The 21,450-nt window shown below is 32.7% G+C and carries 20 protein-coding genes; 14 read left to right on the top strand and 6 right to left on the bottom strand.

All coding sequences use genetic code 11. The annotated features are described in order from the left end of the window. Positions 1 to 54 precede the first annotated feature (54 nt). Positions 55 to 687, top strand: coding sequence for an IMPACT family protein (locus NQQ59_RS15100; protein ID WP_144218244.1), 633 nt, complete (start codon positions 55 to 57; stop codon positions 685 to 687). Positions 688 to 718: 31 nt separating this feature from the next. Here NQQ59_RS15100 and NQQ59_RS15095 read toward each other — a convergent pair whose 3' ends face one another. Next, a complete protein-coding gene (locus tag NQQ59_RS15095; RefSeq protein WP_144218242.1) occupies positions 719 to 1,123 on the bottom strand; it encodes an acyl-CoA thioesterase in 405 nt (134 codons plus the stop codon). Positions 1,124 to 1,311: 188 nt separating this feature from the next. On the opposite strand from NQQ59_RS15095, the gene dnaA reads away from it, so the two are divergent. The 10 genes from dnaA to scpA all read left to right on the top strand — a co-directional run bounded on the left by dnaA (position 1,312) and on the right by scpA (position 11,506). Continuing rightward, positions 1,312 to 2,739 carry a chromosomal replication initiator protein DnaA gene (gene dnaA / locus NQQ59_RS15090; RefSeq protein WP_095931847.1) on the top strand — a complete coding sequence of 476 codons (1,428 nt, stop codon included), beginning with the start codon at positions 1,312 to 1,314 and terminating at the stop codon, positions 2,737 to 2,739. 8 nt (positions 2,740 to 2,747) lie between these two features. Continuing rightward, the gene (locus tag NQQ59_RS15085) at positions 2,748 to 3,215 is read left to right on the top strand and encodes a low molecular weight protein-tyrosine-phosphatase (protein ID WP_144218240.1); all 468 of its coding nucleotides are present in this window, start codon (positions 2,748 to 2,750) and stop codon (positions 3,213 to 3,215) included. A 61-nt stretch (positions 3,216 to 3,276) separates the two neighbouring features. Further along, positions 3,277 to 3,990: an SAM-dependent methyltransferase gene (locus NQQ59_RS15080; RefSeq protein WP_144218238.1), complete on the top strand. Its 714-nt coding sequence runs from the start codon at positions 3,277 to 3,279 to the stop codon at positions 3,988 to 3,990. 12 nt (positions 3,991 to 4,002) lie between these two features. Then, positions 4,003 to 4,467, top strand: a complete 465-nt coding sequence (locus NQQ59_RS15075; protein WP_144218236.1) for an energy transducer TonB — start codon at positions 4,003 to 4,005, stop codon at positions 4,465 to 4,467. Positions 4,468 to 4,516: 49 nt separating this feature from the next. After that, positions 4,517 to 5,644 (top strand): methionine aminotransferase, encoded by a 1,128-nt coding sequence (locus tag NQQ59_RS15070; RefSeq protein ID WP_144218234.1) that lies wholly within the window; start codon positions 4,517 to 4,519, stop codon positions 5,642 to 5,644. Positions 5,645 to 5,720: 76 nt separating this feature from the next. Then, positions 5,721 to 6,602 (top strand): SDR family oxidoreductase, encoded by an 882-nt coding sequence (locus NQQ59_RS15065; RefSeq protein ID WP_186296627.1) that lies wholly within the window; start codon positions 5,721 to 5,723, stop codon positions 6,600 to 6,602. Between the two features lie 263 nt (positions 6,603 to 6,865). Beyond that, positions 6,866 to 7,474 carry a uridine kinase gene (udk, locus tag NQQ59_RS15060; RefSeq protein WP_144218232.1) on the top strand — a complete coding sequence of 203 codons (609 nt, stop codon included), beginning with the start codon at positions 6,866 to 6,868 and terminating at the stop codon, positions 7,472 to 7,474. Positions 7,475 to 7,622: 148 nt separating this feature from the next. Continuing rightward, the gene (locus NQQ59_RS15055) at positions 7,623 to 7,955 is read left to right on the top strand and encodes an FtsB family cell division protein (protein ID WP_144218230.1); all 333 of its coding nucleotides are present in this window, start codon (positions 7,623 to 7,625) and stop codon (positions 7,953 to 7,955) included. Positions 7,956 to 7,969: 14 nt separating this feature from the next. Continuing rightward, the gene (locus NQQ59_RS15050; protein ID WP_144218228.1) at positions 7,970 to 9,334 is read left to right on the top strand and encodes a methylmalonyl-CoA mutase subunit beta; all 1,365 of its coding nucleotides are present in this window, start codon (positions 7,970 to 7,972) and stop codon (positions 9,332 to 9,334) included. A gap of 42 nt (positions 9,335 to 9,376) precedes the next feature. Next, on the top strand, positions 9,377 to 11,506 hold the full coding sequence (gene scpA / locus NQQ59_RS15045; RefSeq protein ID WP_186296626.1) for a methylmalonyl-CoA mutase: 2,130 nt from the start codon (positions 9,377 to 9,379) through the stop codon (positions 11,504 to 11,506). Between the two features lie 41 nt (positions 11,507 to 11,547). On the opposite strand, the gene NQQ59_RS15040 is transcribed toward scpA, so the two are convergent. The 3 genes from NQQ59_RS15040 to NQQ59_RS15030 all read right to left on the bottom strand — a co-directional run bounded on the left by NQQ59_RS15040 (position 11,548) and on the right by NQQ59_RS15030 (position 14,253). Beyond that, positions 11,548 to 12,186 carry a peptidoglycan-binding protein LysM gene (locus NQQ59_RS15040; RefSeq protein WP_257698361.1) on the bottom strand — a complete coding sequence of 213 codons (639 nt, stop codon included), beginning with the start codon at positions 12,184 to 12,186 and terminating at the stop codon, positions 11,548 to 11,550. Positions 12,187 to 12,668: 482 nt separating this feature from the next. Next, positions 12,669 to 13,709: an endolytic transglycosylase MltG gene (gene mltG, locus NQQ59_RS15035; protein ID WP_144218224.1), complete on the bottom strand. Its 1,041-nt coding sequence runs from the start codon at positions 13,707 to 13,709 to the stop codon at positions 12,669 to 12,671. 16 nt (positions 13,710 to 13,725) lie between these two features. Beyond that, the gene (locus NQQ59_RS15030) at positions 13,726 to 14,253 is read right to left on the bottom strand and encodes a GNAT family N-acetyltransferase (RefSeq protein WP_144218222.1); all 528 of its coding nucleotides are present in this window, start codon (positions 14,251 to 14,253) and stop codon (positions 13,726 to 13,728) included. Positions 14,254 to 14,566: 313 nt separating this feature from the next. Here NQQ59_RS15030 and NQQ59_RS15025 point away from each other — a divergent pair, with 313 nt between their 5' ends. After that, positions 14,567 to 15,967, top strand: coding sequence for a trypsin-like peptidase domain-containing protein (locus tag NQQ59_RS15025; RefSeq protein WP_144218220.1), 1,401 nt, complete (start codon positions 14,567 to 14,569; stop codon positions 15,965 to 15,967). 224 nt (positions 15,968 to 16,191) lie between these two features. Next, complete coding sequence (locus NQQ59_RS15020; RefSeq protein WP_144218218.1) at positions 16,192 to 17,640, top strand: glyceraldehyde-3-phosphate dehydrogenase; 1,449 nt, start codon at positions 16,192 to 16,194, stop codon at positions 17,638 to 17,640. A gap of 60 nt (positions 17,641 to 17,700) precedes the next feature. On the opposite strand, the gene NQQ59_RS15015 is transcribed toward NQQ59_RS15020, so the two are convergent. Further along, positions 17,701 to 18,159, bottom strand: coding sequence for an Lrp/AsnC family transcriptional regulator (locus NQQ59_RS15015; RefSeq protein ID WP_053474073.1), 459 nt, complete (start codon positions 18,157 to 18,159; stop codon positions 17,701 to 17,703). A 200-nt stretch (positions 18,160 to 18,359) separates the two neighbouring features. On the opposite strand from NQQ59_RS15015, the gene ald reads away from it, so the two are divergent. Next, positions 18,360 to 19,478 carry an alanine dehydrogenase gene (ald, locus tag NQQ59_RS15010; protein WP_144218216.1) on the top strand — a complete coding sequence of 373 codons (1,119 nt, stop codon included), beginning with the start codon at positions 18,360 to 18,362 and terminating at the stop codon, positions 19,476 to 19,478. Between the two features lie 124 nt (positions 19,479 to 19,602). On the opposite strand, the gene pafA is transcribed toward ald, so the two are convergent. Then, complete coding sequence (pafA, locus tag NQQ59_RS15005; protein ID WP_144218214.1) at positions 19,603 to 21,222, bottom strand: alkaline phosphatase PafA; 1,620 nt, start codon at positions 21,220 to 21,222, stop codon at positions 19,603 to 19,605. Between the last annotated feature and the right edge of the window lie 228 nt (positions 21,223 to 21,450).

Below are 21,450 nucleotides of genomic sequence, written 5' to 3'. Positions count from 1 at the left end.
TTAAAATCCTTTAATCTGTGGCAAAAAAATAAAATAGAATTTAGAATACAGCTTTTGGAAATTAACGATACTTATCAAACTATTGCTTTTGCATCTGAAGAAATACTGTTTAAAGAAAAAGGCAGTAAATTCTTTGGCTACGCCTTTCCGATAGATCATGAAGATGAAGTAAAACCTATTATTGAGGATCTTAAAAAACAACATCCACATGCAGTACATTATTGTTATGCTTATCAAATAGGAGTTGGAAACAAAATCTCATATCGTGCAAATGACGACGGTGAACCTAGCAATACAGCAGGAGCACCAATTTACGGACAAATACAATCTTTTGGATTAACCAACGTTCTTGTAGTTGCGGTTCGTATTTTTGGTGGAGTAAAATTAGGTGTTGGCGGTTTGATTGCAGCCTATAGAACAACTGCTCAAATGACTTTAGAAGTTTGTGAGATCGTCGAAAAAACAATCGATGTTGAATTTTTAATTTCTTTTGATTACAAAAACATGAATAAAGTAATGCGTGTGATCAAAGAAAAAAAATTAGAAATCGTATCTCAAGAAATGGAAATGGATGAAATTTCTGGACTGCCAATTGGCAAAATTGTGACAAAAACGCGAAAAAAAAATGCCGAAACAGTGTTCAGCATTTTTGATTTAATGTTCGAAATTGATATTAAATTAATATAAATTAACATCAAAATCTTACTCGTTTTAACAATTATTCAAGAGATTTAAATATTTCCAAAATATAGTCTGGAGGAGCTGTTGGACGACCTGTTTTTAACGCAACAAATACCAAAATAAATGATGCAGTTGTTAATAACTCATTTGCCTCATTATAAATTGCGCAGTCAAATTCGATCTTCACAGAAGAGTGACTTTTGAAAGTCGTATGAATTGTTAAAAGTTCATCATATCTCGCCGATTTTTTGTAATTTATATTCATGTTCACAATCGGGAGGCCAATTCCGCTTTCTTCCATACTTTTATACGAAACTCCTTTATTTCTAAGCCATTCCACGCGTCCGATTTCAAAATAAGGAACATAATTTCCGTGATAAACGACTCCCATTTGGTCGGTTTCTGAGTAACGAACTCGTACTTGAGTCTGATGATTTTTCATTGATAAAATATTAAAAAAATTCGAATTTAAAAAGCCCTTTTACAACTTTTTTTTATAAAATTAGATACCAAAATATTTTTTTTTACAGAAATTTGTTCACATATTTGTTATCCCGAAATACGGAATAAAATTGCTCCTTTTTTATTAGGAGAATCTTTATAACAATAATAAAAAATTTATCTGAATCTATGACTAAAACTGCTCAATCGGTATGGGAAAACTGTTTGTCCTTTATAAAGGATAATATTCAAGACCAAGCATATAAAACTTGGTTTGAGCCAATCAAATCAGTTGAGCTAACCGACAACGCATTATATATTCAAGTTCCAAGTAAATTTTTCTACGAGTGGCTAGAAGAACACTACGTAAAATTGTTGAAAGTTGCGTTAACCAAAGAACTGGGAAAAAACGCAAAGTTACTCTATAAAATTAAAATGGAGAACACTTATGGTAACAAACAGCCGTTTACCGAGCAGCTGCCAAGTGCCAATAGAGTGCCAATGAAACCGCAAGAAGTTGATGCTCCGTTTAAAAACTTAAATCCTGAACTAAAAAATCCGTTTGTAATTCCTGGAATTAGAAATTTAAAAATTGAGTCTCAGTTAAATCCGAACTACAGTTTTGATAATTTCTTAGAAGGAGATTCTAACCGTTTGGCTCGTTCTGCGGGTATGGCGGTTGCTAACAAACCAGGAGGAACTTCATTTAATCCGTTATTGATTTTTGGAGGAGTTGGTTTAGGAAAAACACACTTAGCACATGCTATAGGTGTAGAAGTAAAAGATAAGTATCCGGAAAAGACCGTTTTATATATTTCAGCTGAGATTTTCACGCAACAATACATTGATTCTGTTAAAAAGAATAATCGTAATGATTTTATTCACTTTTACCAGTTAATCGATGTTTTAATCATTGATGATGTTCAGTTTTTATCAGGAAAATCAGGAACACAAGACGTATTCTTTCATATTTTCAACTATTTACACCAAAACGGAAAACAAGTAATCTTAACTTCTGATAAAGCTCCTGTTGACATGCAGGATATCGAACAAAGATTATTGTCTCGTTTTAAATGGGGATTATCTGCAGAATTGCACCAGCCTGATTACGAAACTCGTATTTCAATCTTAAAAAACATCTTATATCGTGATGGTGTAGAAATGCCAGAAGATATCTTAGAATATGTTGCTCGTAACATCAAATCAAATGTTAGAGAGCTTGAAGGTGCAATTATTTCGTTAATCGCTCAGTCTTCTTTCAACAAAAAAGAAGTTACAATCGAGTTAGCGAAAAGCGTTGTAGAGAAATTTGTTAAAAATGTAAAGAGAGAAATCTCAATCGATTATATTCAAAAAATTGTTTCAGACTATTTCCAATTGGATATTGAAACACTTCAGTCTAAAACAAGAAAGAGGCACGTTGTACAAGCAAGACAATTAGCGATGTTTTTTGCAAAGAAATTCACTAAAGCTTCTTTGGCAAATATTGGTTCACAAATTGGAGACCGTGATCACGCAACTGTTCTTCACGCTTGTAAAACGGTTGACAATTTAGTTTCTACAGACAAACAATTTAAAAAGTTTGTTGAAGACATCAACAAAAAACTAACGCTTTAAGACGTACCATGCCTGTAAAAATCTTAATGGTTTGTTTAGGGAATATCTGTAGATCTCCTTTAGCAGAAGGAATTTTAGCTTCTAAATTACCTCAAGATAAATTCTTTGTCGATTCGGCAGGAACAGGTTCTTGGCATGTAGGCCATTGTCCAGACAAGCGCTCGATTGAAGTAGCCAGAAAAAACGGCATCAATATTAGTCAGCAAAAAGGAAGACAGATTAAATCAAGTGATTTTGATGAGTTTGATTACATTTATGTAATGGACAACTCCAATTTCAACGATGTAAGTCACTTGACTAAAAGACCAGAACATAAAACTAAAATTCATTTAATTCTGAATGAATTATTTCCAGATGAAAATGTAGATGTCCCTGATCCTTATTATGGTGCTACAAACGGATTTGAAAACGTTTATCAAATGCTTGACGAAGTAACTGACATCATTGCTGATAAACTCATCAAAAAACACGCATAACTTCAATTCAATTGTTTCAGAAACTGAGATAATTGAATTTTTTAATTTTAAATACTTACACATGAAACTTCTCGGAAAATTATATTTAATTCCAACAACAATGGGCGAAAGCGATCCGATGGATGTTTTACCTCAAACCGTTAGAAGAACGATAGAAGTTATCGACCATTATATAGTTGAAAACGACAAAACAGCTAGAAAATCTATAAAAGCAGTCTATCCTGAAAAGAAACAATCGGAATTGATTCTTTTTACTTTAAATAAAAGAACTGAAACGAGCGAACACTTAGATTTCATCCAACCTTTATTAGAAGGAAAAAATATGGGTTTAATGAGCGAAGCAGGTTGCCCAGGTGTTGCAGATCCAGGTGCAGTAATTGTAAAACTGGCGCATGAAAAAGGAATTCAAGTAGTCCCTTTGGTTGGACCTTCTTCTATCCTATTAGCGATGATGGCTTCGGGAATGAATGGTCAAAGCTTTACTTTTAATGGATATTTACCAATTGATAAAGACGAAAAGAAATCGGCAATTCGTCATTTCGAGAAATTATCTTATGATAAAAATCAATCTCAGTTATTTATTGAAACACCTTATAGAAACAATAAACTGATTGAAGATCTTTTGCAGATTTTAAGTCCTGCAACTCATCTTTGTATTGCAACCGATATTACATTACCAACTGAGTTTATCAAAACTTTGAAAGTAGCTGATTGGAAAAAATTAAAAATTGATATTGATAAGCGACCGACTATTTTTATTATTCATAAAATGTAAGCCAATTTTAAAATGAAAAAAATTCTTTTCTTTCTTTTAATTTTCTTTGTACAAAATACATTTGCACAAGAGACAAAAACAAATGACATTCTAACTATTGACGAACCTAATAATCAAAAATTTCCAGAAGGAGACGAACCTAATAATGATTATACAGTTTACAATACAGCAGGAATAGATGTTAAACCGGATTTTCCGGGAGGAAGAATTGCATTTGAAAAATTCGTTAAAGCAAATTTCGCAATTCCAAAAGAAAATCCAGATCTTAAAGGAAAAATCTATACGGTCTTCGTCGTAGAAAAAGATGGTTCTCTGAGCGATTTTAAAATCTTAAAAGATTTAGGTTATGAAACGGCAACCGAGGCCATTAGAGTTTTAAAAAAATCTCCCAAATGGACTCCTGGAAGACACCAAAACAAACTGGTTCGGGTTTTGTATTCTACACCTCTCTTAATAAATATGCCAGATATTAAATAGTAAATCTTTTCACAACTTGCTCACAAGTTTTCCCTAATCAAACTTTATCATGAGTAAACTTCCAAACGTAACTACAAGCATATTTACGGTAATGTCAAAAATGGCAGCTGAATATAATGCGATAAATCTTTCTCAGGGATTTCCAAACTTTCCTGTTGATGAAAGACTGACCGATATCGTTGCAAGATTATCAAAAGAAAACGTTCATCAATATACACCAATGGCAGGTTATCCGCCTTTGATGAACAAAATTGCTCAATTAACTCAGAGTTCTTACAATAGAACAATCAATCCTGAAACAGAACTTTTAGTTACAGCTGGCGCAACACAAGGAATTTTCACCACTATTTTGGCTTTAGTAAAGGAAAATGACGAAGTAATTATTCTCGATCCAAGTTATGATTCGTATGAATCCCCTGTTTTACTTTGCAAAGCAAAACCTGTTCGACTAGCATTAAACGACGATTATACTCCAAATTGGGAAAGAATTGAAAAAGCATGTTCTGCAAAAACCAGAATGATGATTATCAATAATCCGCATAATCCAACTGGGAAAATTTTAACCGAAAATGATTTTATTCAGTTAAAAAATCTTCTTGAAAAATATCCCAACATCATCATTTTGTCTGATGAAGTTTACGAATACATTACTTTTGAAGAAAAACATATATCGGCACACACTAAAGATTTTCTTTTAGATCGTTGTATTATGGTTTCTTCTTTCGGAAAATCATTTCATATTACAGGCTGGAAAATTGGTTACACGATTGCACCAGAACATTTAATGAAAGAAATCAAAAAAGTACATCAGTTTTTGGTTTTTAGTGTCAACAGCATTTCTCAATTTGCGATCAACGAATATTTAGATGTTGTTGATGTAAATCTACTTGGAAAATTCTATCAAGAAAAAAGAGATTATTTTCAAAAACTGCTTCAAAATAGTCGTTTTGAACTAAAACCTTGTGAAGGAACTTATTTTCAAGTTGCTTCTTACGCCAATATTTCAAACGAAGATGATGTTACGTTTTGTAAAAACCTGATTATCGATCATGGAGTTGCAGCGATTCCGATTTCTACTTTTTATTCCGATCATAAAGATCAAAAATTAATACGTTTTTGCTTTGCCAAAGATGACTTCACATTAGAATCAGCAGCGAAAAAATTATGCAAAATATAAAGTTTATTAAAATTTTATAACATTATTATGCATGCATCCTATTTAATTTAACTAATATTGCAAAAAAAGAAAAAGTATGAGCTACACAGACAAAATGTTACGTGATGATGCTTTACAAGGCAAAGTCATTGTCGTTACAGGCGGCGGAAGCGGTTTAGGCAAAGCTATGACCAAATATTTTCTCGAATTAGGAGCTCAGGTAGCCATAACTTCTAGAGATTTAGAGAAGTTAAAAACTACAGCTGCCGAACTGGAAAGCGAAACTGGAGGTAAATGTTTACCACTTCAATGTGATGTTCGTCATTACGAAGAAGTAGAAAATATGCTTCAGGAAACGTTAAAAGTTTTCGGAAAAGTAGACGTTCTTTTAAACAATGCAGCAGGAAATTTTATTTCTCCAACAGAGAGATTATCTGCAAATGCTTTTGATACTGTTATTGATATCGTACTAAAAGGCTCTAAAAACTGTACGCTAGCTTTCGGAAAACACTGGATCGATACCAAACAAACTTCGGCAACGATTTTAAATATTGTGACAACTTACGCTTGGACAGGATCTGCTTATGTAGTTCCTAGTGCTACAGCAAAAGCAGGAGTTTTGGCAATGACGAGAAGTCTTGCTGTAGAATGGGCAAAATACGGAATTCGTTCTAATGCCATTGCTCCAGGACCATTCCCAACAAAAGGAGCTTGGGACAGATTATTACCCGGAGATCTTTCAGAGAAATTTGATATGGCTAAAAAAGTGCCATTAAAAAGAGTTGGAGATCACCAAGAATTGGCAAATTTAGCCGCTTATTTAGTATCTGACTTCTCATCTTATATCAACGGAGATGTAATCACGATTGACGGAGGAGAATGGTTAAAAGGCGCTGGACAATTCAATTTATTAGAAGCAATTCCAGAAGAACTTTGGGATCAGCTTGAAATGATGATAAAAGCAAAAAAGAATAAATAATTACAAGTGCTTACTAAATTCAGAATATTTTTTAAAACTATACTGATTGCACGAAATCCCGAAGGTTTACTTTCGGGATTTTTTTTATAATAAAAACAAACATTTTAACCATATAAGTAATATAAGTTCAGTGAAGTATTGTTTTACTTAAAAAAATTTCTGCTTAAATTTACTTATATTACTTATATGGTTTAAAACAGATAATATGTTTAGCGATTCAGTTAAATTATTATTTTTGCGAAACAAATTATAACATCAAATATATGCTCATTATAGGAATCGCCGGAGGAACAGGAAGTGGAAAAACAACAGTAGTACACCAAATCATGAACGAATTGCCACATACAGAAGTTGGGGTAATTTCTCAAGATTCTTATTATAAAGAAACTACCAATTTGTCTTTTGACGAAAGAGCATTAATTAATTTTGATCACCCTAGAGCGATTGATTTTGATTTATTGGTAAGTCATTTGAAAGCTTTAAAAGCTGGAGAAACGATCGATCAACCTGTTTATTCTTTCGTTCAACACAACAGAACAGACGATACGGTTTCGACTCATCCTAGAAAAGTTATGATTGTGGAAGGAATTCTAATCTTAACCAATCCAGAATTAAGAGATATGTTCGACATTAAAGTATTCGTTCATGCCGATTCTGATGAAAGATTAATTCGTCGTTTAAAAAGAGATATTTCAGAACGTGGACGTGATATCGATGAAGTTTTAAATCGTTATCAAACAACCTTAAAACCTATGCACGAGCAATTTATCGAGCCATCTAAAGCTTTTGCAGATATTATTATTCCAAATGACAAATACAATACGGTAGCAATTGATGTAGTTCGCGCTGTAATTAATCAGAGAATTTTATAATTTTTATCGTAAATTTAGTCCATAATAATTAGGAGCTGATTCCCGCTATCCGTTTCAATCTTTTGTGCCGAACCCCGGCACAAAAGGATTTTCACTACTATCGGGGCTAGAAACAACCACTCAAATTCAAAAGAAATATTCGTTTAAAATGAAATTTAAGAATCCATACAAAGGCAAAAAATGGTTTAAATACCTTGGAAACAAATACGTTTGGGTATTGCTGTTTTTTATTGTTTGGATGTTGTTTCTAGACAATTACTCCTATTTTGATCATCGCTTTTTAGATGAGCAAATTCACGAACTTCAGGATAATAAAAAATATTATCAGGAAGAAATCAAAAAAGATCAGGAGCAGATTAAACAGCTCAAAAATCCGGAACAAATTGAGAAATACGCACGCGAAAAGTATTTCATGAAAAAAGATAGCGAAGATATTTATATCATACAATTTGAAGGAGACACCATTCAAGACAAAGAATAATCAAACAAAATACAATGGCCACTAACCTATTCGACGATTTTAATCCGATTTCATCCAAACAATGGAAACAAAAAATTCAGTTTGAATTAGATGGAGCCGATTACAATCAAACTGTTATTTGGAATTCACCAGAAGATATTCAGGTAAAACCTTTTTATCACAGCGATGAGTTTACAAAAGCAGCTAATGTAAATACACAAGCCTCAGATTTTAAAATCTGCCAAAATATTTTTGTTTTTGATATAGAAAAATCTATCGAACGCGCTTTAAACACTTTAGAAAGAGGCGCAGAAAGCCTTCGTTTTACCATTCAAAATGATAAAATTGACGTTCAAAAATTACTAGAGAATCTTCCTTTAGAAAACAAAACTGTTTACTTTAATTTCACTTTCATCTCAATCGATTTCGTTAAAAAACTAGATACCATTTCGATTCAGAAAAAAGCTCATTTTTACTGCAATTTTGACCCAATCGGGCAATTAGCAAAAGATGGAAATTGGTTTACAACTTCAGAGAAAAACAACTTTGAAACTTTAGATTTACTTTTTAAAAATACAACCAATTTAAATCTATTAAGTGTAGACTTAGGTTTGTACCAAAATGCTGGAGCCAATATTACACAACAAATTGGGTATAGTTTAGCTCATGCAAACGAATATTTGAATCGTTTTTCAGGAACAGCAAAATCAATTGTTTTTCAAATTTCTGTTGGAACCAATTATTTTTTCGAAATCGCCAAACTTCGTGCACTTCGAATGTTGTTTGATTTAATTGCAACAGAATATAATCCGAATATAAAATGTCATTTTTTGGTAACACCAACCAAACGAAACAAAACCATTTACGATTACAATGTCAATATGCTGCGTACAACAACTGAATGTATGTCAGCAATTTTAGGTGGTGCAGATGCAATCGCCAATTTACCTTATGATTCATTATATCATAAAGACAATGAATTTGGAGATCGAATTGCCAGAAACCAGCTTTTGATTTTAAAACATGAAAGTTATTTCGATAAAGTAAATAATCCAGCAGACGGAAGTTATTACATTGAAAGTTTAACCATGCAGCTTGCTGAAAAAAGCTTGACTGTATTCAAAGATATTGAAGCAAACGGAGGTTTCTTGAAACTTTTAAATGATGGCACAATCAAAAAGAAAATTCAGGAAAGCGCTAATAAAGAGCAAGAATTATTCGATTCTAAAAAAGAAATTTTATTAGGCACCAATAAATATCCAAACAAAGAAGACAGAATGAAACATGATTTAGAGTTGTTTCCTTTTGTAAAAATAAAACCAAGAAAAACATTAATTACGCCGATAATCGAAAAAAGATTGGCAGAGAAAATGGAGCAAGAACGATTAGAATTGGAATAGTCTCTTAAAAGTAATTAATTAAAAAATCAAAAAAGTGTCTCAATGATTAGAAAAGACCTTAAACATATTACGCTTCAAAATCAAAAGTCGGAAGTTAAAAATCAAAAAGGCTTGACAGATAACTTTACGACCGCTGAAGGAATTGAAATCAAAAGAAATTATTCGGAGAAAGATATCGAAGATTTGGAATTTCTAGATTTCGGAGCTGGTTTTGCACCAAACTTACGCGGGCCATATGCAACAATGTACGTGAGACGCCCGTGGACGATTCGTCAATATGCAGGATTTTCTACAGCGGAAGAAAGTAATGCTTTTTACAGAAAAAATTTAGCTGCGGGGCAAAAAGGACTTTCCATTGCTTTTGATCTTCCAACCCATCGCGGTTACGATTCAGATCACGAAAGAGTTGTTGGCGATGTTGGAAAAGCAGGCGTTGCAATTGATTCTGTTGAAGACATGAAAGTGCTTTTCGACCAGATTCCGTTAGATGAAATGTCAGTTTCTATGACCATGAATGGCGCTGTTTTACCCATTATGGCTTTTTATATTGTTGCGGCTGAAGAACAAGGCGTTAGTCCAGAAAAATTAGCCGGAACAATCCAAAATGATATTTTAAAGGAGTTTATGGTACGAAATACTTATATCTATCCTCCAACTCCATCAATGAAAATTATTGCCGATATCTTTGAATTTACAAGCAAAAAAATGCCGAAATTCAATTCGATCTCTATTTCTGGTTATCATATGCAGGAAGCAGGCGCGACGGCAGATATTGAATTAGCATACACTTTAGCTGATGGTTTAGAATATATTAGAACCGGATTATCGACCGGAATGACGATTGACGATTTTGCTCCAAGATTATCTTTTTTCTGGGCAATCGGAATGAATCATTTTATGGAAATTGCCAAAATGAGAGCCGGACGAATGATTTGGGCTAAATTGCTAAAACAATTCAATCCGAAAAGTGATAAATCTTTAGCGCTAAGAACGCATTGCCAAACTAGCGGATGGAGCTTAACAGAACAAGATCCTTTTAATAATGTGGCGAGAACTTGCATTGAAGCTTCTGCTGCAGTTTTTGGAGGAACTCAATCTTTACATACCAATGCTTTAGACGAAGCCATTGCACTTCCAACAGATTTCTCCGCAAGAATTGCTCGAAATACTCAAATATTCCTTCAGGAAGAAACCAAAATAACTAAAACAGTTGATCCTTGGGCTGGAAGTTATTATGTTGAAAGTTTGACTAACGAAATCGTTGAAAAAACTTGGAAGCTAATTGAAGAAGTGGAAGAATTGGGCGGAATGACAAAAGCCATAGAAGCTGGAATTCCGAAACTTCGAATTGAAGAAGCTGCGGCGAGAAAACAAGCCAGAATTGACAGCGGACAAGATATTATTGTTGGTGTAAATCAATATCGTTTAGAAAAAGAAGATCCGTTAGATATTTTAGATGTAGACAATCAATTGGTTCGTAAGCAACAAATCGAACGTCTTGAAGAAATAAAACAAACTAGAGATTCAGAAAAAGTAAATAGTTCACTAGAAAAATTAATCCTTTGTGCACAAATGGGACAAGGCAATTTACTAGAAATCGCTATTGAGGCAGCTCGAAATAGAGCAACACTTGGCGAAATCAGTAGTGCATTGGAAACTGTTTTCGGTCGTTTTAAAGCACAAATTAAATCTTTTAGCGGAGTGTATAGTGCAGCAATAAAAAATGACGAGAATTTTGAGCGAGCAAAACAATTAGCAGATGTTTTTGCCAAACAAGAAGGAAGACGCCCTAGAATTATGATTGCAAAAATGGGGCAAGATGGACATGACCGCGGCGCAAAAGTAGTAGCAACAGGTTATGCCGATGTAGGTTTTGACGTTGATATAGGTCCATTATTTCAAACTCCAGCTGAAGCAGCAAAACAAGCTGTTGAAAATGATGTTCATATTTTAGGAGTTTCATCCCTTGCAGCAGGACATAAAACCTTAGTTCCGCAAGTTATTGACGAATTAAAAAAACACGGACGTGAAGATATAATGGTAATCGTTGGTGGCGTAATTCCGTCTCAGGACTATCAATTTTTGTTTGATGCTGGAGCATCAGCTGTTTTTGGGCCTGGAACCAAAATTAGCGAAGCCGCAATAAAAATCTTAGAAGCTTTAATAGATTAAAAAAATAAAATCCCTTTTTACAAGGGATTTTATTTTTTCATTTAGTCGTTAACTTTCGCATTATTATCTGCCTCTATAAAAGAAAGATCATAACCCGCAAAATCTCTCAGATAGCTTTTCAAAGAAGTTCCGAAAGCATCTCTAAAATGTCTGCCTCCTTTGTTTTTGAAAAAATTCTTTACAGAACCTGCACCACCTAAATGCGCTGCAGCTAAAATTCCAGATTCGGTAATTTCAATACCATTGATGATTTTACCATTGTACTTTTCAATTTCGTAACGTAAAATCCATTTGTTTTTGGCTAATAAAGCCGTAAAAGCTTTTTCTTGTAGAGCAGGATCTTTTAAAAAGGCTTTGTTATCATTAATTCCAATTGCTCTCAAAGCTTTAGAACCAAATTGATATTTACCCATGTAACCAAGAGAATTAACTAATCTGTATTTCCCTTGTGATTCTTTAAAAGCTACAGCTTCTTTAAATCCTATAAGGTGATTTCCTGTGTATGGGACGTTGGTGTTCGGATAATCATCTTTTTCTTTCGATGGAAAAATGTATTCTGATCCATCTGTTTTTTCAACTAAAAACCAAGGTTTGGCTTCTGTTTTATTGGGAATAAATCCCAAACTTAAAAATGTAATAATAACGACTAAACTCGCATAAAAATACCATTTCTTTATCATAAATTGTTTTTCTTCAAGACACTGTCACTCTCTTGAAATTTCTACGGTGCAAAGATAAGGCTTTTTCAAAATATGCTTAAAACCAGCATTTTAACATTTTTAAAGAAAAAGTAGGATTCGCTTTAATCCCAACTATACTAATGGATTCCGAAAGATTTTGGTAACGATTTTTTAACCTTGAAAATGGAAATTTTAGGTCAAAAAAAATTCAATTTTATATTAATTTTAAGCAAATTCATACAAAAAGAAAGAAATAGATTACAATAAAATTATCTTTTTCATGCCAATTTTGAAAATGAGTTTTTGAATTTTATAAAATTTGAATACAAAAAAAGTGTATTTTTTTATCACTATCAATTCAAAAATGTCAAAAAAAAGTAATTCAATAATTTTGAAAATAAAATCAATTTTCAGTGAAAAATTAGCAATAAAAAAACCGAAGTTAAATTGACTTCGGTTCACATTTTTATTTTAAAAGTAAATTATCTCGTTACTCCTTGACTTGCAATCCAGTCAGAATATTTTTTTGCATTTACATTATGTTCTGCTAATGTTGCTGCAAATTCATGATATCCAAAACGCTCCACACTTGCACAGAAATAGATGTAATCGTTTTTCTCTGGATTTAAAACTGCTTCTAGTGCTGTAATATCAGGCATTGCAATTGGTCCAGGAGGAAGTCCTTTGTTTACATAAGTATTGTAAGGCGATTTCATTACTAAATCATTATAAAAAACTCTTTTTATAACCTGATCAAAATCATTATCACGAAGTTTCAAAGCATAGATAACTGTCGGATCTGCTTGTAAAGGCATTTCTAAACGTAAACGATTTAAATATACACCCGCAATACGAGGTCTTTCGTCTTTTTTAACTGATTCTTTATGCACAATTGAAGCTAGAATTGTAGCTTGAACTGGAGTTAATCCCTGCGCTTTGGCTTTAGCAATTCTTTCTTCTGTCCAGAAATTATGATATTCTTTAATCATTTTATCACGGAACTTCTCAGCAGAGGTATTCCAATAAATTTCATAAGTGTTCGGAATAAACATTGCAAACACATTGTCTTCATTAAATCCGTTTGCCGCTAAAAAAGTAGAATCCTTTATAGCTTTCACTAAAGACAAACTATCAGCTTCGATTTCTTTGCCAATTCTTCCGGCAAAATTCTCTAATCGTTCCTGATTATTAAAAACCAATTTCACAGGAATATTAGAACGCATTGCACGAACTAAGTCGATATTATTCATGTCTTTCTTTAAAAGAAAACGACCTGATTTTACATTTTCAGGATAGTCTCTCTTTTCGGCAACCATTTCAAAGTTGCCAAAGTTTTTTACGTAAGGAGTTAGTATTTTCTTTACATCTGCATAATTTGCACCTGTTGGCACGTAGACGTATAATTCTTTTTCTTCAAATTTAGTATTAGAACTAAAAATTTTACTGATTAAAATAAAACCATAAATCAATAGAACTGAAATTATGGCTACAGCACTTATCGTGATAATTTTCTTTAGACTCAAAGCTTAAAATTTAAATTTATTTATTAATTAGTTGAAAAACTGCTTCATCATGATATTTATTGTGAAGCAAAATCCAATCTTTTTTTATTCCAATTTTCTCAAAACCAAATTTAGTAAAAAGTGCGATACTAGCTTCATTTTCTACTCCTATATTTGCATACAACTGATGAAGATTTAAATTATAAAAAGCGTATTTTATCAAAAGCTCTAAAGCCTCAGAACCAATATTTTGTCCTTTATTTTCTTCCTTTTGGATTACAATACCAACACCTGCTCTATTATTTCGTGGATCAAAATCAAATAAATCAATCAATCCAAGAGCTGGAAAATCTTCATCCTGACAGATAGCCAAACGAAGTTGTTTTGCCTCATAAATATCCTGATGTGCATTTTCTAAATATTGCTTTATTAAAAAACGGCTATACGGAGTTTGGGTATTACTAACTTCCCAAATACTCTGATCATTTTCAATGGCATAAATAAACTCCAAATCTTGTGGTTCGAGCGCACGCAAATAAATCGATTCTCCCTTTAATGTTATCATTTATAATACTAGATTTTGTTTGTTTTTAAAGATAAATACAGCTTCATCAATATATTAAATCTTTAAATATTAACCCTTTTTAAAATAAAATTACAACTATAAAAACAACAATACTCTTAAATTATTACTAATTATATTGTGCTTTATAAAACTACAGCTACATAATTTTACACAAAAATACGAACTATTAATTAAGGAAATGTTAATCATTGTTAAAGAGCGTTAAACCATTTTTACAAATAATTTTTTGAAGTAATTTTACGTTAAATAAAACATGAACATAAATTCTAATAACTTAATTACATATTTTAATATGAAAAGATTTTCAGCCTTATTTATAGTGTCATTATTGAGTGGTGCTATTACTCTTGGTGCTTACAAGTTATTATTTGAAAGCAACAATTCTTTTTTTGGAAAAGGAAATTCTGTTGTAACTCTTGCCCCTAACTCGTACGGAAAAAATGTTGGTTTAGGAGCTGAGACAGTCGATTTTACCGAAGCCGCAGACAAAACAATTCATACCGTTGTTCACGTTAAAAACGTTTCCCGAAGAACTGTAAGCAATCCAATGTTAGAGTTTTTCTATGGTTACGGAGGACAACAGCAACAGGAACAAGTAGGAACTGGTTCTGGTGTAATTATTTCTGAAGATGGTTATATTGTGACTAATAATCACGTAATTAAAGATGCCACAGAAATTGAGATTACTTTAAACAATAAGAAATCATACAAAGCAAAATTAATTGGTACAGATTCTAAAATGGATATTGCTTTGTTGAAAATCAACGCAGACGAAAAACTTCCTTACACTGCTTTCGCAAATTCTGATAGTGTAAAAGTGGGCGAATGGGTGTTGGCTGTTGGAAATCCGTACAATCTGACATCGACTGTAACTGCTGGAATTGTTTCGGCGAAAGCCAGAAATTTGGATCAGAGCGGAATTCAATCTTTTATTCAAACAGATGCTGCCGTAAATCCAGGTAATAGCGGTGGAGCGTTAGTAAATGCAAGAGGAGAATTAATTGGTATTAATACTATGATTTCATCAATGACGGGTTCTTATGTAGGTTACTCTTTTGCAGTTCCTTCTAATATCGCAAGAAAAATTATCGAAGATATTATGGAGTATGGAAATGTTCAGAGAGGTATTTTGGGTGTTGAAGGTGGTGAATTAAATGCAATGGCTTCTAAAGAATTAGGAGTGACAGAAACACAAGGATTTTATATTAATAGAGTTACTAAAAATTCTGGTGCAGAAAAAGCTGGTTTAGGCAAAGGAGACATTATTGTAAAATTGGATGACCAAAACATTTCTACATATGCAGATTTATCTGGTTACATTAATACGAAACGTCCAAATGATGTTGTAAAAGTGACTTATATTAAAGACGGAAAAACAAAAACAGTTCCCGTAACTTTAAGTAAAAACGAATTCTACAGCGCCGAATTTAAAGGAATAGAATTAGAAAACATCGACGCTGCAGATAAGAAAAAATTCAGAATTGATTATGGTGTAAAAATCAAAAACATCACAAACGAGAATTTAATGCAGTACCAAAATGAATTGCAAGGAAATATTATTCTAAGTATTGACAATGTTAAAGCAACAAATGTTGAAACAGTTTCAAAACTTCTAAGTAAAAAAGATGAAGGACAAAGTGTTCGAATCGAAATGATCAACAGAAATGGAGAAGTTTTTAGAATTATTATTTAAGTATCAGTTTACAGTAACAGTTTACAGTAACAGTTTACAGTTAGCAAAAAACTGAAAACCGCGACTGCGACTGAAAACTAAAAAAGCCATCTTAATAAAAATTAAGGTGGCTTTTTCATTTTCAAAAATAAATGCTAAAATAGTTTACGAAATCGATTGAAATAGATACTTTTGCGCCAAATTATAAAATAAGTGAGTGTTTTATTATTTCAATTTATTAAATTATGAACAACAAATCTTTGTACCAAAAAGAGGTATCCTTACAAGTCGACCGAAGAAGAGCTGGTGTCGAATTAATTAAAATCATAAGTGATTTATGGTATGACAAATCGATAGAAATGGTTTTATTCAAAAACCAATTACTAGATAAAAATGTCAGCGATATTATCAATCTTCATCAATATGCTGGTGAATTTGTTGGAAAACCAATTACCATATTTGACTCTGTCGAAATTGCCAAAGTCGTTTCTTCATTAGATCTTCCGCCCGCAAAAATAGATCTTGGAAAATTAACTTATGAATATGGATTCGAAGATGAAAAATATCCTGATGCAAGATATTTTGTTATCGATAAATTGAAAAAAGCAAAATCATCAAAAGAAATTCATCCTAAAGATGTTGTCCTTTATGGTTTTGGAAGAATCGGACGTTTATTAGCAAGAGAGCTAATGTCTAAAACCGGAAAAGGAAACCAATTGCGCTTAAGGGCCATTGTCACAAGAGATAAAAATGATGCTACAAGTTTAGAGAAACGAGCTTCTCTTCTTCGTTACGATTCCATTCATGGTGATTTTCATGGATCTGTAATTGCCGATACTAAAAACAATGCTTTAATAATTAATGGAACTACGGTTCATATTATATCAGCAAACTCTCCAGAAGAAATAGATTATACACAATACGAAATCAATGATGCTTTATTGATTGACAATACGGGAGCATATACAACAGAAGAAGCTTTAAAAAGGCATTTAAAATCTAATGGTGTAGAAAAAGTTTTATTGACAGCTCCAGGGAAAGGAGTTCCAAATATTGTGTATGGCGTAAATCACAATGATTACAATCCAGACGAAGTTGCTATCTTCTCTGCTGCATCTTGTACTACAAATGCTATTACTCCAGTTTTAAAAGTAATAGAAGAAACTTTAGGAGTTGCAAAAGGACATTTAGAAACTATTCATTCTTACACAAATGATCAGAATCTGGTTGACAATATGCACAAAAAATACCGACGTGGAAGAGCTGCTGCTTTAAACATGGTGATCACCGAAACTGGTGCAGGAAATGCCGTTGCAAAAGCACTACCATCATTAGAAGGAAAATTAACTTCAAATGCCATTCGTGTTCCTGTTCCAAACGGATCTTTGGTCGTTTTAAATTTAGACGTTAAAAAAGCGACATCTATCGCTGGTATTAATAAAATTATGAAGAAATATGCTCTTGAAGGAGAACTGGTAGAGCAAATTAAATATTCATTAAACAATGAACTCGTTTCTTCTGATATTGTTGGAACTTCTGCTCCAGCTATTTATGACAGTAATGCTACTATTGTTTCCAAAGACGGAAAAAGCATTGTTTTGTACATTTGGTATGATAACGAATTCGGTTATAGTCATCAGGTTATTCGTTTAGCAAAATACATCGCCAAAGTAAGACGTTATACTTATTATTAATTCAACCAAACTAACTCATTTCTCAAACCATCAAGATTTCTTGGTGGTTTTTTATTTGAATTAAATCGGCAAAACTGTAGTACTTTTCACTTCAGAAATTACAAAAACGGTATTAATCAAGGAAACCTCAGGTAATACAGAAAGTTTCTTTTGATGAAAATGATGATAACTTTCCATATCTGGAATTATAATCTTTAGCATATAATCAAAATTTCCTGAAACATAATTACATTCTACAACCTCTGGCAAGTTTAAAATCGATTGATTAAATCCTTCTGAGGTATCATAAGTTTGCTTCGTAAGTGTCACTTGACAATAAACTGTGAGATTATTTCCAAGTTTTTTCTTGTCTAAAATCGTTACATATTTCTCTATAATACCATCTTTCTCAAGACGTTTCACCCGATCATGCACAGGTGTTAAAGACAAATTTATTTTGTTTGCAATATCTTTTAAAGTATAGTGCGCATCTTCCTGTAAAAGACGTAAGATTTTTTTGTCAATTTCATCTAAAGCCATAACGAAAACGTTTTATTAGATTAATATTTTTTAGTCATTTTTTCTTTTTGAAGAATAAAATGCGACTCCAAACAGAATATTTTTCTGTAAAAGTAAAAAATAAAATAATATTTTCTTATTTAACAACGCTTAAACCATAATTTATTCTCTCTCTGTAGCTTTGTAAAACAAATTCAACAAAAAACAAAAAATAGAACAAAATGATAATAGGTGTTCCAAAAGAAATCAAGAATAACGAAAACAGAGTTGCGTTAACTCCTGCAGGTGTATCAGAAATGAAAAAACACGGACATACAGTTTATGTACAAGCTACAGCTGGTTTAGGAAGTGGTTTTGCTGATGAAGAATATGCTGAAGCAGGTGCAGTAGTTTTACCAACTATTGAAGAAGTTTATGCAATTGCAGAAATGATTATTAAAGTAAAAGAACCAATTGCTTCTGAATATCCATTAATTAAAAAAGATCAATTACTATTTACTTATTTCCACTTTGCATCTTCTGAGGAACTAACTCATGCAATGTTAGAAAAAGGAGCTGTTTGTTTAGCTTATGAAACAGTTGAAAAAACAGACAGAAGTTTACCATTATTAGTTCCAATGTCTGAAGTTGCTGGTCGTATGGCAATTCAACAAGGAGCAAAATACCTAGAAAAACCATTAAAAGGAAGAGGAATTCTTTTGGGTGGTGTTCCAGGAGTTCCGCCAGCTAAAGTACTAGTTTTAGGCGGGGGAATCGTAGGAACTCAAGCTGCAAAAATGGCTGCAGGTTTAGGAGCTCAAGTAACTATCATGGATTTAAGTTTGCCTCGTTTACGTCAGTTAGATGATATCATGCCGGCTAACGTAAATACAGAAATGTCTAACCATTATAATATTACAAGAGCAATTAAAGATGCTGACTTAATTGTTGGAGCAGTTTTAATTCCAGGAGCAAAAGCGCCTCACTTAATTACTCGTGATATGCTTAAATTAATGCGTCCAGGAACTGTTGTAGTTGACGTAGCTGTTGATCAAGGTGGATGTATTGAAACTTGTACTCCAACAACTCACGAAAATCCAACATTCATTATTGACGATATCGTTCACTATTGTGTAGCTAATATGCCAGGAGCTGTTCCTTACACTTCTACTTTAGCTTTAACTAATGCTACTTTACCTTACGCAGTACAATTGGCAAACAAAGGATGGGAGAAAGCTTGTGCTGAAAATGAAGAATTGAAAAAAGGATTAAATGTTGCGAATGGAAAAATCCTTTACAAGGGAGTTGCTGAAGCTTGGAATCTTCCTTTTAACGAAGAAATAGTATTAGCAAACGCATAGTGCCAATACTAAAATAAGTGCTTACTAAGTCACCTATTATAAAAGGCTTTTCAACATTGAAAAGCCTTTTTTTATGACATAAAAAAACCTGTCTTTTGAGACAGGTTTTTCAATAAAGTTGTTTTTATTTTTTTGAATCCAAAACTTCCTGCATAACTTTTGCTTCAGTTCCATTTGGAAAAGTAACTTTGATTTTCTGCGCTATAGTTGGAGCAATTTCTGTAATAGCTTTTTTGTCATAAGACTCACCTTTTTTGATTCCCCATCCGTAAAAAATGGCTGGAACATGAGTATCATAACTATAAATTGTTCCGTGAGATGTTCCAGTTGCAGTATATTCAATATCACCAGGCTTGTCCACAATTACTAAATCACCATTTTGAGTCACATCATAACCTTTAGCCACAAAGTTTAGTGCATAATCATTTCCTCCATTAGCTAAAATATCCTCTTCTGTATAAACTCTTTTAACTTGAGGTTGCGAAATCAAAAATTCTTTGAAAGCCTTTTTCACCTGTGCCAAATCTAAACCTTTATCTTTTATAATTTGTTTATTAAAGAAAACATTAAAGTTTGAATAGTTTTGGATCAAATCAACACCAAAAGTTTTTGTTGAGAAGTCTTGCAAGCTCTTTTTAACTTCTTTAGAAGGATAATTATCTACATTATATTTACGATCTTTCAAATAAATTACATTCTCAGCACCTGCATGATCAGCAGTTAAGAATAATAGATAATTTCCTTTTCCAACCGTTTTATCCAAATAAGCTAAAAAGTCAGCGATAGTTTGATCTAATCTTAAATAAGTATCTTGAAGCTCCATAGATCTTGGTCCAAGTAAGTGACCTACATAATCTGTAGAAGAAAAACTCACTGTCAAGAAGTCGGTAATATTATCTTTCCCTAATTCTTCTTTCTCAATTGCTTTTTTTGCAAATTCAGCCAACAAATCATTCCCAAAAGGAGTAGCACGTATAATTCCAGCGTCATTTTTCTCATACATAGATTTTAAATCGTATGGAAAAACTGGAGCTGCACTTCCGTATAATTTCCCTTCGTAAGGATTATTATCTGGAAGACTTTCATTATAAACAGAAGCTGGTTTATATAAATCCCAACCTTTATTAATGTATTTCAAGTAGTTTTTTTCATTGTTGAATTCAGTTACCCAATCAGGTAATTTTTCACCGTAAAAAGAACTAGAAATAAATGATCCTGTTTTACTATACCAAAATGCCCAATTAGCAAAATGTCCAGCCGGCAATATAGCGCCACGATCCTTTAAACTCATCCCGATTACTTTTCCATTAAAGTTAGTCGCCATTCTAACTTCATCAGTAATCGTAGTACTTTGAAGGTTTTTAGGAGACATTGCACCTTCTTCAGCAGTACCATCACCTACTAGTTTTACTCCTGCGTCATCTGTACAGTACATTTCTTTTCCTAGAGTTCTGCTGAACCATTCATTCCCAACAATTCCATGAGTAGCAGGTGTTGTACCAGTATAAATTGAAGCATGCCCAGGAGCAGTATAAGTTGGCATATAATTATAATGCATGTTTTGGAAAACAAATCCATCATTCATTAATCTTTTAAAGCCATTTGGAGAAAAGTCATCTGAAAATCGATATAAATATTCCATTTTCATCTGATCGACAACTATACCTACAACTAATTTTGGACGTTGCTGTGCACTTAAACTTGTAACAACAAGAAGTGTTAACAATAAAATATTTTTCTTCATGTTTAAATAAAATAATTGAAAGGCAAAAATACTCATTCAAATTCAAAAAGTCCCAACTATCAATATATAACCTTCTACAATTGACTATAATTTAACATTTTTAAAACCTACATGATTTTGATTATGGCGTTCCCCTGCGGGTCGTGCTGTCCGCTGTATCTTTTGCGGGATAAGGTTTCAGGGATAAAAAGAGGTTTTGTGCGCCCGCAAAAGGATGCCGCTCCCATC

The organism is Flavobacterium panacis, assembly GCF_024649945.1.
Lineage (GTDB): Bacteria > Bacteroidota > Bacteroidia > Flavobacteriales > Flavobacteriaceae > Flavobacterium > Flavobacterium panacis.
Note: the sequence above shows the minus strand (reverse complement) of the source record. Positions and strands in the feature narration are given on the sequence as shown.